This is a genomic window from Oscillatoria sp. HE19RPO, from assembly GCF_024220515.1.
Lineage (GTDB): Bacteria > Cyanobacteriota > Cyanobacteriia > Cyanobacteriales > Laspinemataceae > Laspinema.
On record NZ_JAMXOT010000132.1, the window covers coordinates 1 to 19,159 of the forward strand.

Below are 19,159 nucleotides of genomic sequence, written 5' to 3' on the forward strand. Positions count from 1 at the left end.
GTTCGTTCGTAGTGATGGATCAACGGAGTAGCCCCGTCAATGTAGGGGCGTATTGCATACGCCCTGGGGCCTGCGCATTGCGCCCCTACACCTTCCTTCCCGTTCAACGTTTGGAGGATTTATATTTTGCAATCCCCTTAACAATTTAAGCGCCTGTATGGAGGCTGGGAAAACGTCTTTCTACGCGCAAGGGCGATCGCGTGAACTCACCACCCACTCATTCCTCTTGACACGCGATCGCGTTTCAAAGAGGACCCCACCCTAACCCTCCCCTTGCCAAGGGGAGGGGACCGGAGGTGTACTTAAATCTGAGGTCAATTCCCTTGAATGAAAAGCTACTCTTGTAAGAGGTTCCCTTCCCCAATCTCAATTCACAACCACCTCATCCGCAAAACTCGCCAGCCGCTTGTTAAACACAAAAGGACCGGCAACCGAACCCCAAACCATCTCATCGGTATCGGGGTCCAGTCCGCGATCGTGACTGATAAAGACATTTTCATCAATTTCAAAGTTGCTATCCAGATAAGTGGTGCGACCCTTGCGAACCACAATGCAATTTTTGCCCGGTTCGACTTCGCCCTTGAAACTGGAGCCAGACCATTCGGTGATGAAACTGGACCCGGGAATTTTTTCGAGCTTGTCTGGGGTGAGGGATTGCAGAAGCAGGCGATCGCGGGCGGCACCATAGAAAGATGCCTCATCCTGGACTTTGTAGTTTTCGATTTCAATGCGATCGCCCTTCGGGACCAACTTCAACACCCGCACGCGATAGGGCTGATCCAGCATATAATCATAAGCCTGCTCTAAATAGAGACTGACCCCATCCAGGAACTCATAAGGCAGGGGCCGCATACAGACCCGAATATGGGCAAAAAACGGCGGATTCTCGATCGCCTGGTCAAAATTGCTAAAATCTGACGCCATCCAACGCGCCAAAGTCAGAATATCAGTGGAATCAGTCATGGGAATGTTACAGAGTAGACTGTGGAGGGTTGGAATCATTTTACGCTACTCGGGGGAAACGGGGAAGGATGAAGCTCGGTAGGTAGCTCGGTCTCCAAGCCCCCACAGGGGACTCCTCACTCCTCACTGTGACAATTCTTCTGCGATCGCCTTCACCTCAGCTTGTAGGTGAATCAGAGTGGAGATCGGCTTGTCTTGGAGCCGAAAATCGAACACTCCTGCTTGATAATTGTCTCGCTTGTCTGTATATTGCGATCGCAGCTTAAATGTGGCCTGAATAAAAATGACTAATAAAACCTCCGCGAGCGAGTTTTACGATCGCTTTGCGTCCACCTACGACGAGGCTTTAAGATCTCCTAAAATTGACGATCGCCACCTTGATGAAGGGGTTAAAAATTTTAAAAAATACGTTCGCTCGACGAAGGGTAGCATTCTAGATATTGGCTGTGGAACGGGTTTGTTAAAAGATTTACTTCCGGGAGAATTTGACTATACGGGAATTGACGTTTCCCAAAAAATGCTGGATATGGCCGCTCAGCGAGGCTATACCATCATTCACGAACCCGTTGAACAAGCACTTGCCAAACTTCCAGATCGTTCATACGACTTCGCGATCGCTTTAAGTTCTTTGCTGTGCGTTAAAGATATACAGCCGGTTCTCGCCCATATAGAACGGATTGCCCGCCAGTCAATTCTTTTGAGTATCGACGAGATTACAGAAGAGTACAAACGCAATTTTGTCGTGCCAGTTTACGACCATTCGCAACTCAGCTTTCCCCACGCCAAAGAAGATTATTTTATTCAGGGGTGGACTTCCCCGACCACAGGAATTACCATCCAGACTCGAATGATCTATATCGAAAAAGTCTAACAACTAGGGAATTTCGGAATAGGGAATAGGCAACAGTCATTTGTCATTTGTCACTTGTCATTTGTCTAGGGACTAGGGACAAATGACTAGGGACAACCATCAACCATCATCTTTCCCATTCTCTGCTATGCCAGCTACGCGTAGGGTGGGCAATGAATTGCCCACCCTACCAGTGAGGTAGGTACTCCTAACAACAAATGACCCTTACTGAGTGACTAACCGACGAACTGACAGCAAATCGTTCGGTTGTAGACTTTCAATACTCGAAACCGGAACGGTGACCGCAGCAACAGATTCTCCCCGGGCATTAAACACTTCTAAAATAGCGCCCTCTTCGCCGCCAGTCGGTGAGGGTACATAATCAATTAACGTGGCAATATCGCCCCGCTGAAGGTTGAATTCGAGACAGTCTTGCTTCAGGGCAATTTCTTGATAGAGTTCGGGTTTCATGGGGTTATTTCAGAGAACTTATGCACGGGCAAGGATGAAGGATCGAGGAGCGATTTTCTCCCGTTTCCCATTCTTTGCTATGCCAGTCTATTGACAACCAGCTTAAATTATGATAACAACATAAAAATAAATCGCGAGTAAAAAAATGTCGCAAATTTCATTGAATCAAAAAATATCGGCTAGACCCACAGTAATCGCTCAAGATTTAGCCGGAGAGTCGGTTTTGCTGGACTTGCAAACCGAACAGTATTTTGGCTTGGATGATGTCGGTACTCGCATCTGGCAAACCCTGACGGCAAAAGATTCGATTCAGAGTGCGATCGCTGCTTTGCGAGAGGAGTATGACGTAGAACCGGAACAGTTACGGCAAGATGTGGAAAATCTGATTCAAGAATTATTAGCCAATGAACTGGTTGAAATTAGCGATTCGTAAATCTCGCAGTTTTTGGAGGTTGGAGGAGTGCGATCGCTGGCTATTATTGCAAGCCTTTGTGTTGCTTTTTTTCGTGGCAATTTCGTTAAAATTGAGGGGATTGAAGCAGACGCAAGCGGCTTTAGCTAGAAAGCGATCGCTCTCTAAATTTCCCCTTTCTAATGAAGAGAAAACTGCTAAAATTGTGCAGACAACTCCCATGGTGCGCTTAGCCGCGAGATACTGCCAACCTTGGGCGAATTGCCTGAAAAAATCCCTCGTGTTGTGGGGGTTGTTACGTCACAAAGGAATTGATAGCGAGTTGCGGATTGGAGTGCGACGGGAGGAGGGAAAATTTGAGGCACACGCTTGGGTGGAATGTGAAGGATTCGTGCTGAATGATACGGGGAACGTGCGCGATCGCTTTGCCACCTTCGATCGCCCCATTGACGCATTGCCGATCCCCCCAACCCGCCTTAAAAAGGGGGGCTTAGAGAATTCTCCCCCTTTTTAAGGGGGAGTTGGGGGGGAGCCTTGACTTGTTGCCTCTAAGGGTATTCCAACAAATAAATCACCCCAATCCGATGGTTAATTACCTAAAAAGACTCTCCTAGCCCGCGCAGGCGGGCTTCGTCCGTGTAGCCCCACCCTTGAGGGTGAGGGTTTTTTGGATATTTTATTTTTTGGAGTTCCCTAAAAGGAAAAATGGGATGATGTCCGTACAAACTGCGTTCCAATTTATCCAAAAACTGCGTAACGATGATGGGTTAAAAACTCGACTTTTATCCCAGAATTCAACCCCTGATTTAGAAAGCTTTGTCAAACTGGGGGCTGAACTCGGTCTAATTTTCACCGTTGAAGAACTCGAAGCCGCACACAAACATGACTGGGGGATGCGTTGGTTGCTTTATCAGTCGGGAGAGAAAGATTAAAAGACAACTGGCAAAGATTTTAACCCGATAACGAGAAAAGTTTCCTCCCATTCCAGACAGTCAGTTGCTAAGGATAATTCGGGCAAACGGCGCACCAGCGTACCCACCGCAATTTCTGCCACTAATTTAGCTAAGTGCATCCCAATACAGGTATGAATTCCGTGACCAAAGGAAAGGTAGGGATTGGGTTTGCGTTTAATATCAAACCGATCGGGGTCGGGGAATTTAGCGGGATCTCGATTGCCAGCAGCGATAATACAATGGAGAATTTGACCGCAATCGATGGTTTGATTGGAGAGTTGGATATCGGACAGTGCTGTGCGCGACATAGATTGCAGCGGACTCTGATAGCGTAGGACTTCAGAGATAGTCATTTCAATCAAAGAAGGGTCTGTTTGTAATAGGTGAAGCTGCTCTGGATGGCGCAGCAGTACCAGGATGGCGTTGGCAATCAAATCCTTCGTGGTAGATTGTCCGGCATGAAATAGCAGGATGCAATTTGCAATGAGTTCTCGTTCGCTTAATTTGCCTTCAGCTTGGGCTTGAATTAAGGTACCGATCGCGGTATTATGAGGAAGGGAGTAGCTGTGCCAATTGGCAACTAAACTGCGGAAGTAATCAGCGAAAGCGGCGATCGCCAGCAACCCTCGCTCGTTCGCGATCGCAGTCGCATCCAAATCCAGGGTTAAGGACAAATCCTGCGATCGCTGCTGAAAGTGGGGATGCCATTCTGATTCTGGAATTCCCAATACTTCGCAATTTGACTGGAGGGTGAGGGGATAAGCGAAATCTTGAATAATATCCATTTTGCGCCGATTTTTGACGCGATCGATGAGGCGATCGACCTGAGTCTGAAGGCGCGATCGCAACGCTTGAATTCGCGATTGAGTGAAGGCATGATGCAACAAGTGACGGATTCGCGTATGAGCCGGTGGATTTCGCAGCAATAACCACAGCTTCATCAGTTTTTGACTTTCCTGACGCAGCTCCAAAAATCGGTTGGCTGGTGCTTGTTTTGCGCTTTGTCTGTTTGCCTGTTCTTCCGGCGATCGACCAAAGCTTGGATTTTGCAGGACTTCTACAATATCAGCGTAGCGGGTTAGCAGCCAATCTTTTCGTTCCGCTCGATAGTAAATCGGGTGGTGAGTTTGCAGATAGCGATAAGTAGGGTAGGGGTTGGCGCGAAACTCGGGCGATCGCGGATCGAAGGGTAAAGGCACCATCTTGTTTTTATTGTTTTGACTCTTAGGCAGAAGGTTCTTGCACTAAACTAGCGATCGGATCTCCCAATTGCTGCTACAACAATGTTCGTGTCAAACATTACTTTCATAATTCATTAGATCGTTGATTCTTTCCTCTCGATTTAACGAGACCCAATCCACATTAGGCAATGGTTCTGGGGTTTTGAGGACTATAAAACCATCAATACAAACAAAGAGACTTTCATCTGCCTCGGTAGCTGGTGGTGAGACCCCCTCCTGAGATTGGAGCCGATGCAGAAAGTTGAGTAACTGCACGGCGATCTCTTCTGGAGCATCCTCAATTTCGTGAATGAGTTGTTCTTTGATATTCATAATTTTACCAATCTTTGCTTCTAAAATAGCACATTATTTGGGCATTTTTTCTAAAGGTTTTCTATAAAGGTCTCTCCCTAAATTTGCTTCTGCTATTTTAGCGCAGAAATATGACGGCAAATTCCGGTTGAATGGTCACTGTAACCTTATGATTTTTGAAGTCGTCAGGAAGCTGTAACTGGAACAGCCCGTCTGAGTTGACATCTGAGTGTAAAGTCCGTCCTCTTTTAAAGGCAACCCTGCAATGGTTTTTCACCAGATCCCCCACTTTTATTTTAGCCCAGAATCCCTACTTCTCTTAGCCTGGGTTTGTCAATCTGCCACAATATCGATTAAAGGAAAAGACAGAGACCACTTCACTGGATCTCGCAACGCGGCATCGATATGAGAGCGAAGGATTCCCAATTGTCCGGGAGGTTGCCGATCGCCATAAATGCGATCGAGATTTTCCTTCCACAGAGGGAACGTTCGCAGAGAATAAAATCGCCGATCTTGCATCCATTTAATTTTCCAACCCGCTGACTCTACATGATAAATGAGTTCCGAAACGGTGCAAAATTCCATCGATTTACCAAACGTAATTCGTTCTCCCCAGTAATTGTCTGCCACACAGTTGACTGAGAGAATCAGGCGGGTTGCCAAGGGGCGAAGGCGACTCAGCAAATCCGCTTTTTCTCGAATATGAGAGAGAAATTCTAGCAGAAACAGGATATCGTAATTTTCGTTAATTTCATCGTGTTCCACATCTTGACAGCGAACGTTTAGGCCGATGCTTTGACAATATGTGGCTTGTTTTGTACTAATCGTAATTCCTTCTACCGCACAACCGCACTCCTCAACGAGCATTTTCCCTGGACCTCCCCAACCGCAGCCGATATCCAAAACTTGCGAACCCCGAGGAATATAAGGATAAAAATTTCTCACGGTTTGCTTTAACCCTGTTTCTAAATCTTCCGAACCCCGAAAATACCCAAAATGGTAATGCAAGTTTGCACCGATAATCTGTTGCCATTCTTCAAGGGATTCGGTAGAATAAAAGTTATCTAAATCTGCGTTTTCCTCAAACCGCTGGGTCATTGTTTCTTCCTATTTTACAGATAACCACTGATGTTCAAACCACAGATAAGCTTTAGCCTCTAGGTTACAAGGCGATCGCCAACTGATTTTAATGTGACTCAACCGGCGATCGAAAACCGTAAACCGTTCCCTCTGCTGCAAAAGCGAAGCCGCAATTAAATCCCTCGGCCACACTGCTGGTGAATTCGTTGGATGGCTTTGACCGGGCCAGTTTAATAATGCTTCTCTTTTTTCCCGTTCGCACAGTCCTAATTCTACCAAATAATCCAGTAAAATAGACCAGCGAGGTTCGCTTGGGGGTTGTTTGAAAAAAATACATTCTAAGCCTATTTGGGGATAAATTTTATTTCCCACATCCAGACAAACCGTGATGCGATCGCACAGCGCAAACAACTGCCTCATCAACGCTTCCAGTTCCGTCGTTTCCCCCTGCCAACCCACCGCTTGCAAATAGGGAATTAACCCATCCGGTGGCAAGCGTTTGACATTAACGCGCAACGCCGGAAAATTTCGGGAAAGCATTGCGCCGATGTGACTGACAAACACGCTTTCCGGACAAGCACTAAAGCAGCGATCGAGATTGTCTTGCCACTCGCGCCAACCCGCTTTACCCAGGAGTAAATCGAGAGATTTTTGGGCAATTGGATAGGTGGAAACCGCAGGCGATACCTCTTGCGGCAACCCGAAGAAAATCGCCGGTAGGGGCAGAAAATTTGAGCAATTTTTAACATCAAACTCCAGCCAAATTTCCGGAATCGCCTCAATACTGGATTGCCACGATTCCAAAAAATCCTGCAATTTCCCCCAACCAGAATCCACAGAAATGCCCTTATTGGCAATAGCAGCAGCCACAAATTCTCGCAATAACGCCAACTCTCTTTCTTCCCGAACAATGCACTGCTGCAAATCCACTTGGGGGGCATTAGGATTGAGGCGACATTCAAACCCACCCCGCAGAATGGGCGCAAGATTGCCTGCCAAGGATTTTAAAGCCAAAACTGCATCGGATCCAACCAATGTTGGCATCAGATTCGGCAACAGGACATCCAGGGATTCAGTGAGGGGTGAAATGAGCATCAGTGTCGATTTTTTCCCTCAAATAGCAAAAATGTCCGACACGGGAATTGAAATATCGGAAAAGGCTAAAGGAGAAACGGTTTCTGACGCGGAAAACTCGCGCTGTTGTCGATAGTCTTCGGCTTCAGGAAAACGATAAACGATTAATTTTCGAGCGTTAATATCCACAACCCAGTATTCCGGTATTTTTTCTTGAGAATAGAGTGCTTTTTTGGTTGAAATATCGTAACTGCGAGTGGCTTTGGACACTTCAACGAGAAGTTCGATATTTTCAGGAAAGGGGTGATGGTCGATGTATTGCGATCGCGGGAGTTTGGCAACCACGATATCCGGTTCTGGTTCGGAGTTAGATAGTGCGATCGGTTTATTTTCTCGGACATACGCCCGTCCGACGGTTAACCGTTCCAGTATTTTTGCCAAATTTTCTTCAAAATAAGCGTGTTCTGTGCCTTCAGGAGATATTTCTAAGATGAGTCCGTCTATCAATTCGAGGCGACGTTCTTTCAGAATGCCGCATTCTACCATTTGATGGTATTCTTCCACAGTGAAATGGGCAATTTTTGGGGATATGACAGCCATCAATTCCTCCGTTTTTTTCGCAACTGAAAATATGGCAAGGGCGTCAGCAAAGCTCCCCCATTTCTGGGTAGCGCCAAACACCAACAGTCCCTACAGCCTACACCCATAGTCGAGTCAAGCCGATCGCTTTGCCAAGCCTCTGTGCTTCTGAAAATCGCCCCGCCTCCGCCAAAAAAGTGCTAGAATAGAGGGATATAATACCATTTTTCATGCATTCGTGTTATGGCTCCTTCCTGCTCCCCCTTTTTTAAGGGGGGCTGGGGGGGATCCCAAATCTAAAATTTTTATAGAAAAATGGTATAAACATCATAGCTGAAAACGTTGTAAGTAGGTGAACGTAAATAAAGTCAACATGAGACCTAACCCCCCAGCCCCCTTCCCTAAAAGGGAAGGGGGAGTATCAAAGCCCCTCCCCTTTTAGGGGAGGGGTTTGGGGAGAGGTCGGTATCGCATTTTAATTATGTCCATCTACTTAAATAAATTGAGGATTTAAAGCTCAGTGACCAGCAGCATTACTCAATCCTTGACGATTGAAGAATTTTTGAAGCTTCCAGAGACCAAACCTGCGAGCGAATATATTAACGGCGATATCGTACAAAAACCAATGCCAAAAGGAAAGCATAGCCGATTGCAACTTAGGCTTTGTAACAGTATTAATCTCATCGCCGAACCCCCGCAAATTGCTTGTGCTTTTCCCGAATTACGCTGTAGTTTTGGCATCCGCTCTATTGTCCCCGATATCGCTGTTTTTTTCTGGTCGAGAATCCCATTTGATGCTGACGGGGAAGTTCCCAATGACTTTTTATTCTCCCCGGATTGGGCCATTGAAATTCTCTCACCGGAACAAAGTTCAAATCGGGTGATTGGCAATCTTCTCTATTGCTTGGAGAATGGTTGTCAGTTAGGGTGGTTAATCGATCCAGCCGATCGCTCTATTTTAGTTTTCCGCCCAGAACTCCCACCATTACTTTTGCGAGGTAGCGATCGGCCACCCGTTCTAGAGTCTATTGATTTAGAGCTAACGGTGGATGGGATTTTTGAGTGGCTGAAAATGACGAGGAATTAAACCAAATTAGCATTCCCCTACCGCTTTAACGAAGCAATGCCGAACTGACGATACCGGCTACATCTTTCACGATCGCATCGCACAGTTGGGGTAATGCCTCCAAACTATCGCTGCGAGTTATTTTTCGCACTGGTACTGTCGTAGCAACGCGACTCAAAGCGGCAAACTCTCGCGCTTGCTTATCCATATCTAAGTTGAAAAAGCTTACCGATCGCTGTGCCATCAACCTCATAGCCGCCATTGCCGGGGGAATGGGTTCTACAGTGGGTTTGGCTAACCCCGGTTGTCGGGGTTCGAGAACGTAAATCGCGGCTAAAGGCAAAGGTTCGCCTTGAAACTGCCATCGGGGGGTACTGCTTGCACTGAGCGCAGTCGAACCGCTATTATCCCTTAAATCCACAAAGCGTTTCTCGGAAAAGCTGAACACTCGCGGCAAATCCGACTCCGATCCGTACAGAGCATTAATGGTTTTAGGCCATAATCGGATGCGCGGATATCCCGGTTGGACGAAGAAATACTCTGCGCGACTGCAAACAACGGCAATATCATCAGAAAGAATCGCATATCCCCGACTCGCCAGAGTCGCTGCAGTGGTGGATTTACCGGCTCCACTCTCCCCCACAATCGCGATCGCTTGCCCACCGATTCCCACCACGCAAGCATGAAGGCAAAGCGTACCCCGCAATCGCAAAGCACAAGCCAAAGCCGGCCCTAATAACATGGCAGTGATTTCTTCGATTACCGAACGCTCCCAACTTACGAAGATATGACTGCCCTCAGAGTCAATCTCGAAATCAATTTGTCCGTCCCCGCGAAACCAGAGATGGAAATAAGTCCCGTCTTCTTTGGAGATTAAATTAACTCCAGAGGAAAACTCCTCTACATCTGGTGACGGCAGTTCAAACACTCCATTTAATTCCACCCAAATATCCACGGTTGCATCAGCCTTGGCAGGCATCAAACCCGGTAGAGGGTGGTTCGCTTCTAGCGTTAAGCCATAAGCTGTGTATTGATAAAGCTTACTCAGTCCAGCCAAACTACTCATTTCTCTAGTTCAGGTTTGAGAGGGGATTAGCACCCCCTCATTTCCCAGTCTTTATGCGCTTTAAAATTGTTTTTATAGCGGGTCTCATCTTGGCGATTTACAGAATTTTCTGGATTCGGTGTCTGCTTGAGAATCACAGATTAGGGCTACCTACGTCAAGAATGAAACCCGCTCTCGCTTCAGAACGAGAGCGAAAAACTCATTTTAATTACGAAACATAGATATTAGGAGATGCTCCCCCGCCATCACTAGGGTTGAAGGGGTTATTAACAGTCAGCGTCAGCTCGCTGACATTGCCAAATTTTCGCAGTTGAGGGCTGTGGTATGCTTTTTTGCTGGAAGAATTAATGTTGTTGGTAGATGCTTTAGACATGGTTTTTTCTCCTAAATCGGGGTTTCAAATCAACGATAAAACTGGACTGAACTGAACTTCTGGACGCTATTGGTGGTGCAGCCAGTATGCCAGTTGCAGGGGTGGGATAGCCTGATTGTAACTGGCAGGGGTGAGTTCTCCCAAAGCTTGCAGTTTTTGCAACAGGGATTCAGTCTCCACATAAGCGCTGAGGGCTGGCGTGGCTCCCAGTTCTACCATCCAAGGCTGAATCCCTCGCTGCTGCATTAAATTGTAATGAGCAAATCCTCGCAGGGGTGTTTTAGCTCGCCGTAACACCGCATCCGGCAACCGGCCTTTCATCGCTTCCCTGAGCAAAAATTTACTTTCAAACCAGGGGACGGGCGGCACCGACAGCAAGTATAGCACCAAGCGCACATCGAAAAACGGAAAGCGAACTTTAAGGGGAAAACCCGTGAAGCCCGGATCCGACCAAGCAAATATATTCGACCACAAGGGAGCAAAAGTCATCCCGTAGCGGTCTGTGTGCGGTGTCGCGGTCAAGATTTCTTCCAGTCGCGCTTTCAAGTTGGCTCGTTCTGCGAAATCGGGGTTAAACCAATCGGGAAAATTGATATCTTGAGAGCCTTGCTGCCCTCCTTTAAGCCAACGGCGCAACTGAGTCCGCAATCCCAACCGCGGCAGGCGACGAAAGGAGCGAATGTAACCCAACGCATCCAGCATAAAATGCCCAACCCGACCGCTTTGTAGCAACTGATACCAGTAAGACGGCGATGGATAAAATGCCGGATCGCCGCCAAACCCAGCCAGCAGAACTCGACTGTATCCAGCGATGCGCCGGTTAATCTCTACTTCAGCAATTTGGGTGGGAATGAGGAGGGGTTCGGGATAGAGATATTTTGGCCGTTCTGGAGGGGCTTGCTGGATGTAGTCTTCGGCTACTAGGTATTCAATTGGGAAGCCCGCCATCTGCGCGACTTGGGTGGCATAGTCTCCTTCGTCGTCGGTCAAAAGCTGCTTGTAGATAATCGTGTAAGCTCGAAAATCCACCGGCGAACCCGTTGCCGTCATTAACTGATAGGCAGTGGCGGCAATACTGGTGGAGTCCATGCCCCCGCTTAAGTGACTGCCAGCACTATTGGTTCGCAGTCTATCTGCAACCGCCCGGTCAAATAACTCCCGAAACTGCTCCACATATTCCGAGGGGTCTTGGTAACGCAGGTATTCTACCGCTTCCGGCAACTGCCAATAATGCCGGATCCTCATCTGACCTTCGCACCAAGTCAGACTGTGGGCGGGGGGCAACTTTTGGATATCGGCAAAAGTGGTGGTGGCGACATCCCTATTCATGCTAAACAGCAGGAAGTCGCCGATCGCCCCTTCGTTGAGCCTATCCGATACCTCCGGGTGCAACCTCAAGCCGTTGAGATGGTTGCTAAAAACCAAGCCGCTGCCAATTTGAGCGTAGTAAAAAGGCACCACCCCAAATTGGTCTCGGGCGCAAAATAAGCGCTGCTGCGGGCTATCCCAAATCCCAAAGGCAAAATCCCCACTCAGGTACTCCAGACAGGCTTCTCCCCAAGTGTGGTAGGCGTGCAACACCAAGTCAACATCTGGCGTGGGATCCTCGATATGGCGACCCAGACCCCGTAGCTGGTGGATTAACTCGTCGCGTCGATCCAGGCGGATATCTCCAGCAATCCAAACTTCCCCCTCAAAACTGAGCGGTTGTCGTTCCGTTGCCGATTCCCAAGTGGTTCGCAAAAGGGCGTGACCGAACCCCACATGACCCTCATTCCAGATATCCCGGGCGTCGGGGCAGACAGTTGCCATCAACTCGGTCATTTGCTGTAACAGGGTGGGGTCAATGGGTTGACCGTCGCCGTTGACAATTCCAACAAAACCGCTCATAAAATCAATAAGATGCTTAAGTTAACCTAAAAAATGCCATGTTAGACCAATTAACCCTATTCGAGCGTTTGGGGGTCTTCGTCATGCGAGACTTCCTCGATCGCCAGCTTTGCCAGCAAATTTTAGCGGAGACTCGTCAAGCCAAGAAATTTCGACCGGGCGAAATCCACCTGGGCCAAGGAAAATCTGCAGTGGATGAAACCATTCGCAAGGTTGAGCAAACCAAATTGTCCCCATCCATCGTTGAAACAGTAGGCCAGAAACTCGGAGCGATTAAGCACCAATTGGAAGCAAAGTTTAAGGTGAAATTGGACGCTTGTCAAGGCCCTAACTTTTTATTCTACCGAAAAGGTGGCTGTTATCTCCCCCACAAGGATCGGGATTTTGGGAAGGATTACCAATATGTGAACCAAAGGCGACGAGTCTCTACGATAATTTTTGTCAACGGTGAAGGACAGACTGGAGATTGCGATTCTGCCAATATCGAGACCTATGAGGGCGGGGCATTAATGTTTTATGGTTTATTAAAAGATGAGAAAGCCGCTCGGTTGGGTTTGTCGCTCAATGGGCAACGGGGCTTGTTGATAGCTTTTGACAGCGCTATAGTGCATGAAGTCAAGCCCGTGACAGCGGGAGAGCGGTTGACGATTGTCAATTGGTTCTTGGGAGAAGAGGAATCAGAAAAGGGGAAGGGTTCCTAACTTGACCGGATTGCCAGGAGTGCGATCGCTCTCTATGTCAATATCGCCCCTCAAATCATTACGAACTTTGAAAAACAAGCTCAAAAATAAACTGCAACTCCTAGAAAACCTGAAAAGAGCCATTCGTTTAGTCTGGCAAAGCACTCCCCTGTGGAGCGCTATCACGACGATTCTCTCGATCGTGCAAGGCATTTTACCCTTAGTCTCCCTCTATTTAATGAAACGGATCGTCGATGCCGTCACCGCAGGCATTGGCGCGGGTTCTGCTGCTTTTTCCGAGGTGCTGCTGCTGGTCATTCTTGCCGGATTCACCGCTCTGATTGCCGATTGTCTGCGCTCTTTATCCGGATATGCAAGCGAGGCTCACTCCCAAATTGTTACGGATTTTGTCCATGACATTTTGCACGCTAAATCTATTGAACTCGATTTGGAATATTACGAAAATGCCCAGTTTTATAATGCCCTGCATCGCGCCCAACAAGAAGCGGTTTATCGCCCTCAGCGCATCCTGAATAGTTTGGTGCAGTTGGCACAAAATGGCATTTCTCTGATAGCGATCGCAGCTTTGTTAATCTCCCTCCATTGGGCGATCGCTGCAGTATTATTAGCCGCAGCACTTCCCGGTTTATTCGTCCGGTTAAACCATACCGGCAAGCTCTATCGTCAGCAACGGGGTTGGACGCTCAAAGAGCGCATCGCTTACTATTTTCATTTCATGCTCGTCCATGATTCCTATGCCAAAGAAGTGCGATTGTTCGATTTGGGTTTTGGATTTCGCCAGCGCTATCGCCACCTGCGCGACTCGATTCGTCAGGAAAAATTGGCTCTGGCTAAATGGCGATCGCAGGCGGAATTAATCACTCAATCCAGCAGCACTTTTGCTGTTTTTGCCGCTTGCGGTTTTATTGCCTATCAAACCTTGATGGGTCAAATTACATTAGGAGGACTGGTGATGTACTATCAGGGATTTCAACGGGGTCAAATTTGTTTGCGAGAACTGCTTTCCAGTCTTGCCAGCTTGTATGAAAATAGTTTATTTTTGTCTCATCTATACGAATTTTTGGACTTAAAACCCACAGTTGCCAATCCTTCCCATCCTCATCCCGTTCCCAACCCATTTGCAGTAGGTTTGAGGTTTGAAGGAGTTTCTTTTCACTATCCTCATAGCAGTCGTCCGTTACTGGAAGAGATTAATTTAACGATTCCGGCGGGAGAAACGGTGGCGTTAGTAGGAGAAAATGGAGCGGGTAAAACTACGTTAATTAAATTATTATGTCGGCTTTACGATCCGACGGGCGGACGAATTGCAATTGATGGGATTGATTTGCGGGAATTAAATGCGACAGAGTGGCGACGCGAAATTAGTGTGGTGTTTCAAGATTACGTGCGCTACAATTTGACGGTGAGAGAGAATATTGGGTTTGGAAATATTGGGAATTTGATTGAGGAAGAAGATATTATCAAAGCGGCGCAAAAAGCGGGAGTAGATAAAGCGATCGCTAAACTTCCAAAAGGCTACGAGACGACGTTAGGGACGCAATTTGACGAAGGGGAAGAATTGAGTGTGGGGGAGTGGCAAAAAGTAGCGATCGCCCGCGCTTTTTTGCGATCGGCTCAAATTCTGGTTCTCGACGAACCCACAAGTGCTTTAGATGCGCGATCGGAATCGGAAGTTTTCGAGCAATTTCGCCAACTGATTCGAGGCAAAACGGCAATTTTGATTAGCCATCGCCTGTCAACGGTAAAGATGGTCGATCGCATCTTTGTCTTAGAACAAGGCAAAATCGTAGAAAGCGGATCCCACGAAGAGTTATTAAGTCTCGGCGGGACTTACGCACGATTGTTTGCCATGCAAGCCAAACATTACCAATAATCTCAACGGCTCAAAAAATTCCAGATAAAGGCGAGTTTTTCTTTACCAATTTTATAAGTTTTAAGCAACCGAATAATCCGTAATGGATAGTAAACAAAAAACAAAAATCTAGGTAAAGCAAACGTTTCTTTATCTCTTTCATTGACATTCAAAGCCACACCCGCACAATATCGGGCTTTCCCCCAGAAACCCATCTCCATCATCGGAAACAGTCTTAATCCGCCTAGTAGATGACATTTTGCACCCAATTCTGCCCGATAAAAAAGCTGCTTGTGTTGTTCGGCGATTTTTGAAAGTTCGGAAAATTGTTTGGTCTTTTCTAACAGTTGTTCTGGTAACGGAATTTGCAGGTAAGTTTGAGTGATGAGAATGGCTAATAAAAAATTGCGATCGCTCTCAGTCGTTTCGCATCGCGCCATCACATTCTGCCAATCCACATCAGGATATTTGCGAATGAATGCCGCAAAATCGCAAAGCCTTTTCAACAATCCCCAACTGTCTTTCATCCCATGCAAGTAACCCAGGGCTACAGAATTTTCGGGTGAAAACGTTAGCACAGTTTTTCCAGCAATAGAAATAGTTTGCAATTCTTCAAAAAAAGATTCAGTATCTAGCCGCCGATAAAACTGTTCGGAAATTAGACCAAAATGCAGGTCGATGTTAACCTTACCATCCTGTCGCACCATTTGAACTTGGGCGTTTTCTGGTTCTTTCGCGCCCAAATATTTATCGTGGTATCCCTGCTGCATCAGCAACTCTTTGGCTTTGGAAAAATCGGCGGGACGCACCAGAATATCCAAATCGCAGAATTCTCGCACTCCCATGTTACCATAAACTAATGCCGCCCAAATTAATCCTTTAAACGGAATTGCCTGAATATCATGGGTGGCGAATAGATCGAGGATTTGAAAGAGTTCTTTCGTCAGAAATAAATTGCGAGCGAGTCGGGTTTGAGCTTGAATTTGAAGTGGCGCAGCAATAGATGGAGGAATCAGTTCCGGGTGAGTTTGTTTCAGACTTTGGTAAAATAGCAGAAATACATTATGCTCCGCTGCTTTTTGGATGAGATAATCCCAATCTAGTTCGGTACGGAGCAGGTGGGCGATTTCACTGGAAGTTGCGGTACCGAAGTGATAGCGGATGCAGCACAAAAGTAATTCAGCTTCGCGGTTACTTTGGTTAAGGCTGGAGATTGGAGCGTCGGTGTTTTGGGTTAGATTTGCAATCATAAATTCGGTAAGTAGCGATCGCAGAGGGTTTTCAGGTCATCAACAGGAGTATAGCCGATAGTCGTTTAGCTTTCCAGACCGAGTTAAAAATGCGATCGCCTTCTTAAACTTTACCCCTTCACCCTCTCATACGCACTCCGGTTCTCAAAGTCTTAAAAACCGGACACCCTGGAAGGGTGCGGCTATACGGACAAAGCCTGCCTCCGCAGGCTAGTTCCCTAACAGGCTTCTTAGTTGCCAGATGTGGTATCAACTCAAATTCAAACGAAACAATAAAAACTGCGTCACTTGATCCGAATTAAAATTATCGTCGCTGACCAAAATTAAACTTTGACTGCCATCGGGCAATCGACCCCCCAGAGTCATCGCCTCCAAATTGTCCAATGGAATTCCAATATCTTTCAAATCTAATAGCAACCGTTTCTTAATCGGTTCTACCTTTGTCAGTTCTCCTTTTAAACTAGCAATTCGGGAGGTATCCGTCGCACTGCCTGTGGTTATCTCGAACAGTTTTGCGCCGAAACCGAGAAACCCCAAATTGCGCTCTAAACTGAGTAGATGTCCTCCCTGTTCTAATGCCAATAATTCGGTCAAACCGTTGTAAATACTCCACCGGGCGCTATCATCCAAAGGATAAAGATTTTCTGATATGAGTAACGCGGGACCATCGGCAACCAGATAATGCAGTAAGCGGTTTTTTGGTGCCAGATCGGACTCTGGTTCATCGAGATCCTGTACCAAAGGCGCTTCGGTGACGGTAAACAACCGATAGGGATCCACGCTGGCATCGCCAAATCCCCTCGGATTTAGGGTGAGGGATTCAAACCCTAAATTATCCTGTACCCCCGAGGTTTGTCCGTCGGCGCTGTCGGGGAGGTAACGTTTGGGAATCGGCAATGCTTTGACGAAACTGCCCGTTTCCAAGTCAAATTCGTGGATAAACGGCGGAATGCCTTTGCGCGAGACCCCTTCGCTGGAGATGTAGAGACTGTTGGGGGAAGCAAAGGCAATGCCTTCCGGATTGATTTCGCCGATCGCGTATGGGGTGCCATCTTCCCGCTTCAGGGTTGTCACTGCTTCGATTTCGACGTTTTTGATGTTGAGGGTGCCGGAACTGTTAGAATCCAAAATCAGTTTAAGCGTATAGAAGCGGGCGGGGGCCTAATATCCGCGATCGTCGGAGATGGCATAAAAGCGATCGCGCTGGCGATCGTAGGTTATCCCCGAAAGTCCTCCCACTGGCGTTCCCTCATACTTGCGCTTCGGCAATTCGTACTCGTCCACATATTGTAAGGACAAGTCGAGAAACATCCGCTCTTGTGCCTGCACTCGCGGTATCGTACAGGCACTCAAGACGGTGCATAACACCAATACTAACGCCAGCAATCCAGGGAAAATTTTAAATTTAGGCCAGTTCACGATCGCTCTTTCACAACTCAATCTCTAAAATCGATCCGGTTTTCAATCTAGCAAATCGTGGGGGTGAGGGGTGAGAAGTGAGGGGGAGGTAGGGGCTTGGTTTCCAAGCCCTTACAGAAGTGAGGGGGAGGTAGGGGCTTGGTTTCCAAGCCCATTCATGGCAGAGTGGCAAAGTGGGAAAAATTCCCCCCTGCTCCTCTGCCCCCTGCTCCTCTGCCCCCTGCTCCCCTGCCCCCTGCTCCCTACTTCCCCACCACTTCATCCGCAAAACTGGCAACGCGCTTGTTGAAGAAGAAGGGGCCAGCCACAGAACCCCAGACGAACTCATCGGTTTCTGGATCCAGACCGCGATCGTGACTGACAAACAGGTTTTCGTCAATTTCAAACGTGCTATCGAGATAGGTGGTTCTGCCTTTGCGGACAACGATGCAACCTTTACCGGGTTCCACCTCACCTTTGAAACTGGATCCCGTCCATTCGGTGATAAAGGTAGAACCGGGAATTTTTTCCAACATATCCGGGGTGAGGGCTTCTAGACGCTGGCGATCGCGGGCGGATCCGTAGAAAGAGGCTTCATCCTGGACCTTGTAGTTTTCGATTTCAATGCGATCGCCCTTGGGGACCAACTTCAACACCCGCACGCGATAGGGCTGATTCAGCATATAATCATAAGCCTGCTCTAAATAGAGACTGACCCCATCCAGGAACTCATAAGGCAGGGGCCGCATACAGACCCGAATATGGGCAAAAAACGGCGGATTCTCGATCGCCTGGTCAAAATTGCTAAAATCTGAGGCCATCCAACGCGCCAAAGTCAGAATATCAGTGGAATGAGTCATGGAAATTTTACGTTCTTAGAGTCTGGAGAGTTGTGCCTATTTTACGACAGCAGCGAATGTTCCGCGCCCCCCCTTCACTCATTCTCCCCAGTTCGTAATAACGCCTTCAGGCGTTATCCCCCGTTCAAAGTCCCGACTTCAGTCGTTCTCCCCCCACAAATAACCAAACCCACCCCCTTCATAAAAACCCGGCCCTATCCCAACTTTACCCGCAGACTAACCGACGAACCGACAGTAAATCATCAGGCTGTAGAATCTCAATACTAGAAACCGGAACCGTGACGACTGCGATCGATTCTCCCCGGGCATTAAACACCTCTAAAATCGCACCATCTTCACCCCCGGTTGGTGAAGGGACATAATCAATTAATGTCGCAATATCACCCCGGTGTAGATTAAATTCTTCCCAGTCTTGTTTCAAAGCAATTTCTTGATAGAGTTCAGGTTTCATGAGGTTAACTCCTTATTAGGAACGAGGGTAATAAATTGAAATTGACCGTCTGTTTTTCGGCATAACCAAACGGAAACAATATCGAGGTTAACGGGATAGACACCGAGCAACACACCTTTTACTTGATAGTAAGTGCCGTATTTATCAGTGCGATCATAAATTGCTTCATTTGAAGCGATGAGTTGACGCAGGGCCGCATCCAAGCGCTCAGAGTTTTCCAACGTAAAGCCTGCCCGTGCTAAAAATTGGGATTTATCATTGCGAACATGAAACACCAACAAGTAGCGGGTCAGTTTAGCATCAGGAATGATGGCATTGTCTGGAATTTTCATATCATC

General features: G+C 47.4%; 21 protein-coding genes and 1 pseudogene. 7 read left to right on the forward strand and 15 right to left on the reverse strand.

Annotation, left to right across the window (positions count from 1 at the left end; all coding sequences use genetic code 11):
- Positions 1–366: 366 nt before the first annotated feature.
- Positions 367–963, reverse strand: a complete 597-nt coding sequence (locus NG833_RS12465) for a chromophore lyase CpcT/CpeT (protein ID WP_254565611.1) — start codon at positions 961–963, stop codon at positions 367–369.
- 283 nt (positions 964–1,246) lie between these two features.
- On the opposite strand from NG833_RS12465, the gene NG833_RS12470 reads away from it, so the two are divergent.
- Positions 1,247–1,834: a class I SAM-dependent methyltransferase gene (locus tag NG833_RS12470; RefSeq protein WP_254565612.1), complete on the forward strand. Its 588-nt coding sequence runs from the start codon at positions 1,247–1,249 to the stop codon at positions 1,832–1,834.
- A gap of 204 nt (positions 1,835–2,038) precedes the next feature.
- Here NG833_RS12470 and NG833_RS12475 read toward each other — a convergent pair whose 3' ends face one another.
- On the reverse strand, positions 2,039–2,284 hold the full coding sequence (locus NG833_RS12475) for a DUF4926 domain-containing protein (RefSeq protein ID WP_254565613.1): 246 nt from the start codon (positions 2,282–2,284) through the stop codon (positions 2,039–2,041).
- A gap of 145 nt (positions 2,285–2,429) precedes the next feature.
- Between NG833_RS12475 and NG833_RS12480 the strand changes: the two genes are divergently transcribed.
- From NG833_RS12480 to NG833_RS12490, 3 genes are all read left to right on the forward strand, one after another.
- Positions 2,430–2,717, forward strand: a complete 288-nt coding sequence (locus NG833_RS12480; protein WP_254565614.1) for a PqqD family protein — start codon at positions 2,430–2,432, stop codon at positions 2,715–2,717.
- Positions 2,689–3,210 carry a lasso peptide biosynthesis B2 protein gene (locus NG833_RS12485; protein ID WP_254565615.1) on the forward strand — a complete coding sequence of 174 codons (522 nt, stop codon included), beginning with the start codon at positions 2,689–2,691 and terminating at the stop codon, positions 3,208–3,210. The genes NG833_RS12480 and NG833_RS12485 overlap by 29 nt, the downstream gene beginning before the upstream one ends.
- A gap of 196 nt (positions 3,211–3,406) precedes the next feature.
- The gene (locus NG833_RS12490) at positions 3,407–3,628 is read left to right on the forward strand and encodes a Nif11-like leader peptide family natural product precursor (RefSeq protein ID WP_254565616.1); all 222 of its coding nucleotides are present in this window, start codon (positions 3,407–3,409) and stop codon (positions 3,626–3,628) included.
- Here the strand turns inward: NG833_RS12490 and NG833_RS12495 are convergent.
- The 5 genes from NG833_RS12495 to NG833_RS12515 all read right to left on the reverse strand — a co-directional run bounded on the left by NG833_RS12495 (position 3,625) and on the right by NG833_RS12515 (position 7,935).
- The gene (locus NG833_RS12495) at positions 3,625–4,851 is read right to left on the reverse strand and encodes a cytochrome P450 (protein WP_254565617.1); all 1,227 of its coding nucleotides are present in this window, start codon (positions 4,849–4,851) and stop codon (positions 3,625–3,627) included. The genes NG833_RS12490 and NG833_RS12495 overlap by 4 nt on opposite strands.
- Positions 4,852–4,941: 90 nt before the next feature.
- Positions 4,942–5,202: a hypothetical protein gene (locus NG833_RS12500; RefSeq protein ID WP_254565618.1), complete on the reverse strand. Its 261-nt coding sequence runs from the start codon at positions 5,200–5,202 to the stop codon at positions 4,942–4,944.
- Between the two features lie 312 nt (positions 5,203–5,514).
- Positions 5,515–6,279, reverse strand: coding sequence for a cyclopropane-fatty-acyl-phospholipid synthase family protein (locus NG833_RS12505; protein WP_254565619.1), 765 nt, complete (start codon positions 6,277–6,279; stop codon positions 5,515–5,517).
- A gap of 9 nt (positions 6,280–6,288) precedes the next feature.
- Entirely contained in the window at positions 6,289–7,356 is a 1,068-nt protein-coding gene (locus NG833_RS12510; protein ID WP_254565620.1) for a hypothetical protein, read from the reverse strand.
- A gap of 18 nt (positions 7,357–7,374) precedes the next feature.
- Positions 7,375–7,935 carry a Uma2 family endonuclease gene (locus tag NG833_RS12515; protein WP_254565621.1) on the reverse strand — a complete coding sequence of 187 codons (561 nt, stop codon included), beginning with the start codon at positions 7,933–7,935 and terminating at the stop codon, positions 7,375–7,377.
- Between the two features lie 499 nt (positions 7,936–8,434).
- Between NG833_RS12515 and NG833_RS12520 the strand changes: the two genes are divergently transcribed.
- Positions 8,435–9,001 carry a Uma2 family endonuclease gene (locus NG833_RS12520; RefSeq protein WP_254565622.1) on the forward strand — a complete coding sequence of 189 codons (567 nt, stop codon included), beginning with the start codon at positions 8,435–8,437 and terminating at the stop codon, positions 8,999–9,001.
- A 25-nt stretch (positions 9,002–9,026) separates the two neighbouring features.
- Here NG833_RS12520 and NG833_RS12525 read toward each other — a convergent pair whose 3' ends face one another.
- The 3 genes from NG833_RS12525 to NG833_RS12535 form a co-directional block, all read right to left on the reverse strand.
- A complete protein-coding gene (locus tag NG833_RS12525) occupies positions 9,027–10,046 on the reverse strand; it encodes a serine/threonine protein kinase (protein ID WP_254565623.1) in 1,020 nt (339 codons plus the stop codon).
- Between the two features lie 208 nt (positions 10,047–10,254).
- Positions 10,255–10,419, reverse strand: coding sequence for a hypothetical protein (locus NG833_RS12530; protein ID WP_254565624.1), 165 nt, complete (start codon positions 10,417–10,419; stop codon positions 10,255–10,257).
- A 66-nt stretch (positions 10,420–10,485) separates the two neighbouring features.
- Entirely contained in the window at positions 10,486–12,309 is a 1,824-nt protein-coding gene (locus tag NG833_RS12535) for an asparagine synthase-related protein (protein WP_254565625.1), read from the reverse strand.
- Between the two features lie 38 nt (positions 12,310–12,347).
- On the opposite strand from NG833_RS12535, the gene NG833_RS12540 reads away from it, so the two are divergent.
- Together NG833_RS12540 and NG833_RS12545 are read left to right on the forward strand one after the other, a co-directional pair.
- Positions 12,348–13,010 (forward strand): 2OG-Fe(II) oxygenase, encoded by a 663-nt coding sequence (locus tag NG833_RS12540; RefSeq protein WP_254565626.1) that lies wholly within the window; start codon positions 12,348–12,350, stop codon positions 13,008–13,010.
- A 34-nt stretch (positions 13,011–13,044) separates the two neighbouring features.
- Positions 13,045–14,883 (forward strand): ABC transporter ATP-binding protein, encoded by a 1,839-nt coding sequence (locus NG833_RS12545; RefSeq protein WP_254565627.1) that lies wholly within the window; start codon positions 13,045–13,047, stop codon positions 14,881–14,883.
- Positions 14,884–14,885: 2 nt separating this feature from the next.
- On the opposite strand, the gene NG833_RS12550 is transcribed toward NG833_RS12545, so the two are convergent.
- From NG833_RS12550 to NG833_RS12570, 5 genes and pseudogenes are all read right to left on the reverse strand, one after another.
- Complete coding sequence (locus tag NG833_RS12550) at positions 14,886–16,112, reverse strand: nucleotidyltransferase family protein (protein ID WP_254565628.1); 1,227 nt, start codon at positions 16,110–16,112, stop codon at positions 14,886–14,888.
- Between the two features lie 249 nt (positions 16,113–16,361).
- Positions 16,362–17,423, reverse strand: a pseudogene (locus tag NG833_RS12555) (esterase-like activity of phytase family protein).
- Between the two features lie 350 nt (positions 17,424–17,773).
- On the reverse strand, positions 17,774–18,370 hold the full coding sequence (locus NG833_RS12560) for a chromophore lyase CpcT/CpeT (RefSeq protein WP_254565629.1): 597 nt from the start codon (positions 18,368–18,370) through the stop codon (positions 17,774–17,776).
- Positions 18,371–18,575: 205 nt separating this feature from the next.
- Complete coding sequence (locus NG833_RS12565) at positions 18,576–18,821, reverse strand: DUF4926 domain-containing protein (protein ID WP_254565630.1); 246 nt, start codon at positions 18,819–18,821, stop codon at positions 18,576–18,578.
- Positions 18,818–19,153, reverse strand: a complete 336-nt coding sequence (locus NG833_RS12570) for a DUF6883 domain-containing protein (RefSeq protein ID WP_254565631.1) — start codon at positions 19,151–19,153, stop codon at positions 18,818–18,820. Before NG833_RS12570 ends, NG833_RS12565 begins: the two co-directional genes overlap by 4 nt.
- Between the last annotated feature and the right edge of the window lie 6 nt (positions 19,154–19,159).

Bases quoted from the DNA above. Each gene is read 5' to 3' on its own strand.
- NG833_RS12465 (WP_254565611.1), bottom strand. From the start codon at position 963: ATGACTGATTCCACTGATATTCTGACTTTGGCGCGTTGGATGGCGTCA.
- NG833_RS12470 (WP_254565612.1), top strand. From the start codon at position 1,247: ATGACTAATAAAACCTCCGCGAGCGAGTTTTACGATCGCTTTGCGTCC.
- NG833_RS12475 (WP_254565613.1), bottom strand. From the start codon at position 2,284: ATGAAACCCGAACTCTATCAAGAAATTGCCCTGAAGCAAGACTGTCTC.
- NG833_RS12480 (WP_254565614.1), top strand. From the start codon at position 2,430: ATGTCGCAAATTTCATTGAATCAAAAAATATCGGCTAGACCCACAGTA.
- NG833_RS12485 (WP_254565615.1), top strand. From the start codon at position 2,689: ATGAACTGGTTGAAATTAGCGATTCGTAAATCTCGCAGTTTTTGGAGG.
- NG833_RS12490 (WP_254565616.1), top strand. From the start codon at position 3,407: ATGATGTCCGTACAAACTGCGTTCCAATTTATCCAAAAACTGCGTAAC.
- NG833_RS12495 (WP_254565617.1), bottom strand. From the start codon at position 4,851: ATGGTGCCTTTACCCTTCGATCCGCGATCGCCCGAGTTTCGCGCCAAC.
- NG833_RS12500 (WP_254565618.1), bottom strand. From the start codon at position 5,202: ATGAATATCAAAGAACAACTCATTCACGAAATTGAGGATGCTCCAGAA.
- NG833_RS12505 (WP_254565619.1), bottom strand. From the start codon at position 6,279: ATGACCCAGCGGTTTGAGGAAAACGCAGATTTAGATAACTTTTATTCT.
- NG833_RS12510 (WP_254565620.1), bottom strand. From the start codon at position 7,356: ATGCTCATTTCACCCCTCACTGAATCCCTGGATGTCCTGTTGCCGAAT.
- NG833_RS12515 (WP_254565621.1), bottom strand. From the start codon at position 7,935: ATGGCTGTCATATCCCCAAAAATTGCCCATTTCACTGTGGAAGAATAC.
- NG833_RS12525 (WP_254565623.1), bottom strand. From the start codon at position 10,046: ATGAGTAGTTTGGCTGGACTGAGTAAGCTTTATCAATACACAGCTTAT.
- NG833_RS12530 (WP_254565624.1), bottom strand. From the start codon at position 10,419: ATGTCTAAAGCATCTACCAACAACATTAATTCTTCCAGCAAAAAAGCA.
- NG833_RS12535 (WP_254565625.1), bottom strand. From the start codon at position 12,309: ATGAGCGGTTTTGTTGGAATTGTCAACGGCGACGGTCAACCCATTGAC.
- NG833_RS12540 (WP_254565626.1), top strand. From the start codon at position 12,348: ATGTTAGACCAATTAACCCTATTCGAGCGTTTGGGGGTCTTCGTCATG.
- NG833_RS12545 (WP_254565627.1), top strand. From the start codon at position 13,045: ATGTCAATATCGCCCCTCAAATCATTACGAACTTTGAAAAACAAGCTC.
- NG833_RS12550 (WP_254565628.1), bottom strand. From the start codon at position 16,112: ATGATTGCAAATCTAACCCAAAACACCGACGCTCCAATCTCCAGCCTT.
- NG833_RS12560 (WP_254565629.1), bottom strand. From the start codon at position 18,370: ATGACTCATTCCACTGATATTCTGACTTTGGCGCGTTGGATGGCCTCA.
- NG833_RS12565 (WP_254565630.1), bottom strand. From the start codon at position 18,821: ATGAAACCTGAACTCTATCAAGAAATTGCTTTGAAACAAGACTGGGAA.
- NG833_RS12570 (WP_254565631.1), bottom strand. From the start codon at position 19,153: ATGAAAATTCCAGACAATGCCATCATTCCTGATGCTAAACTGACCCGC.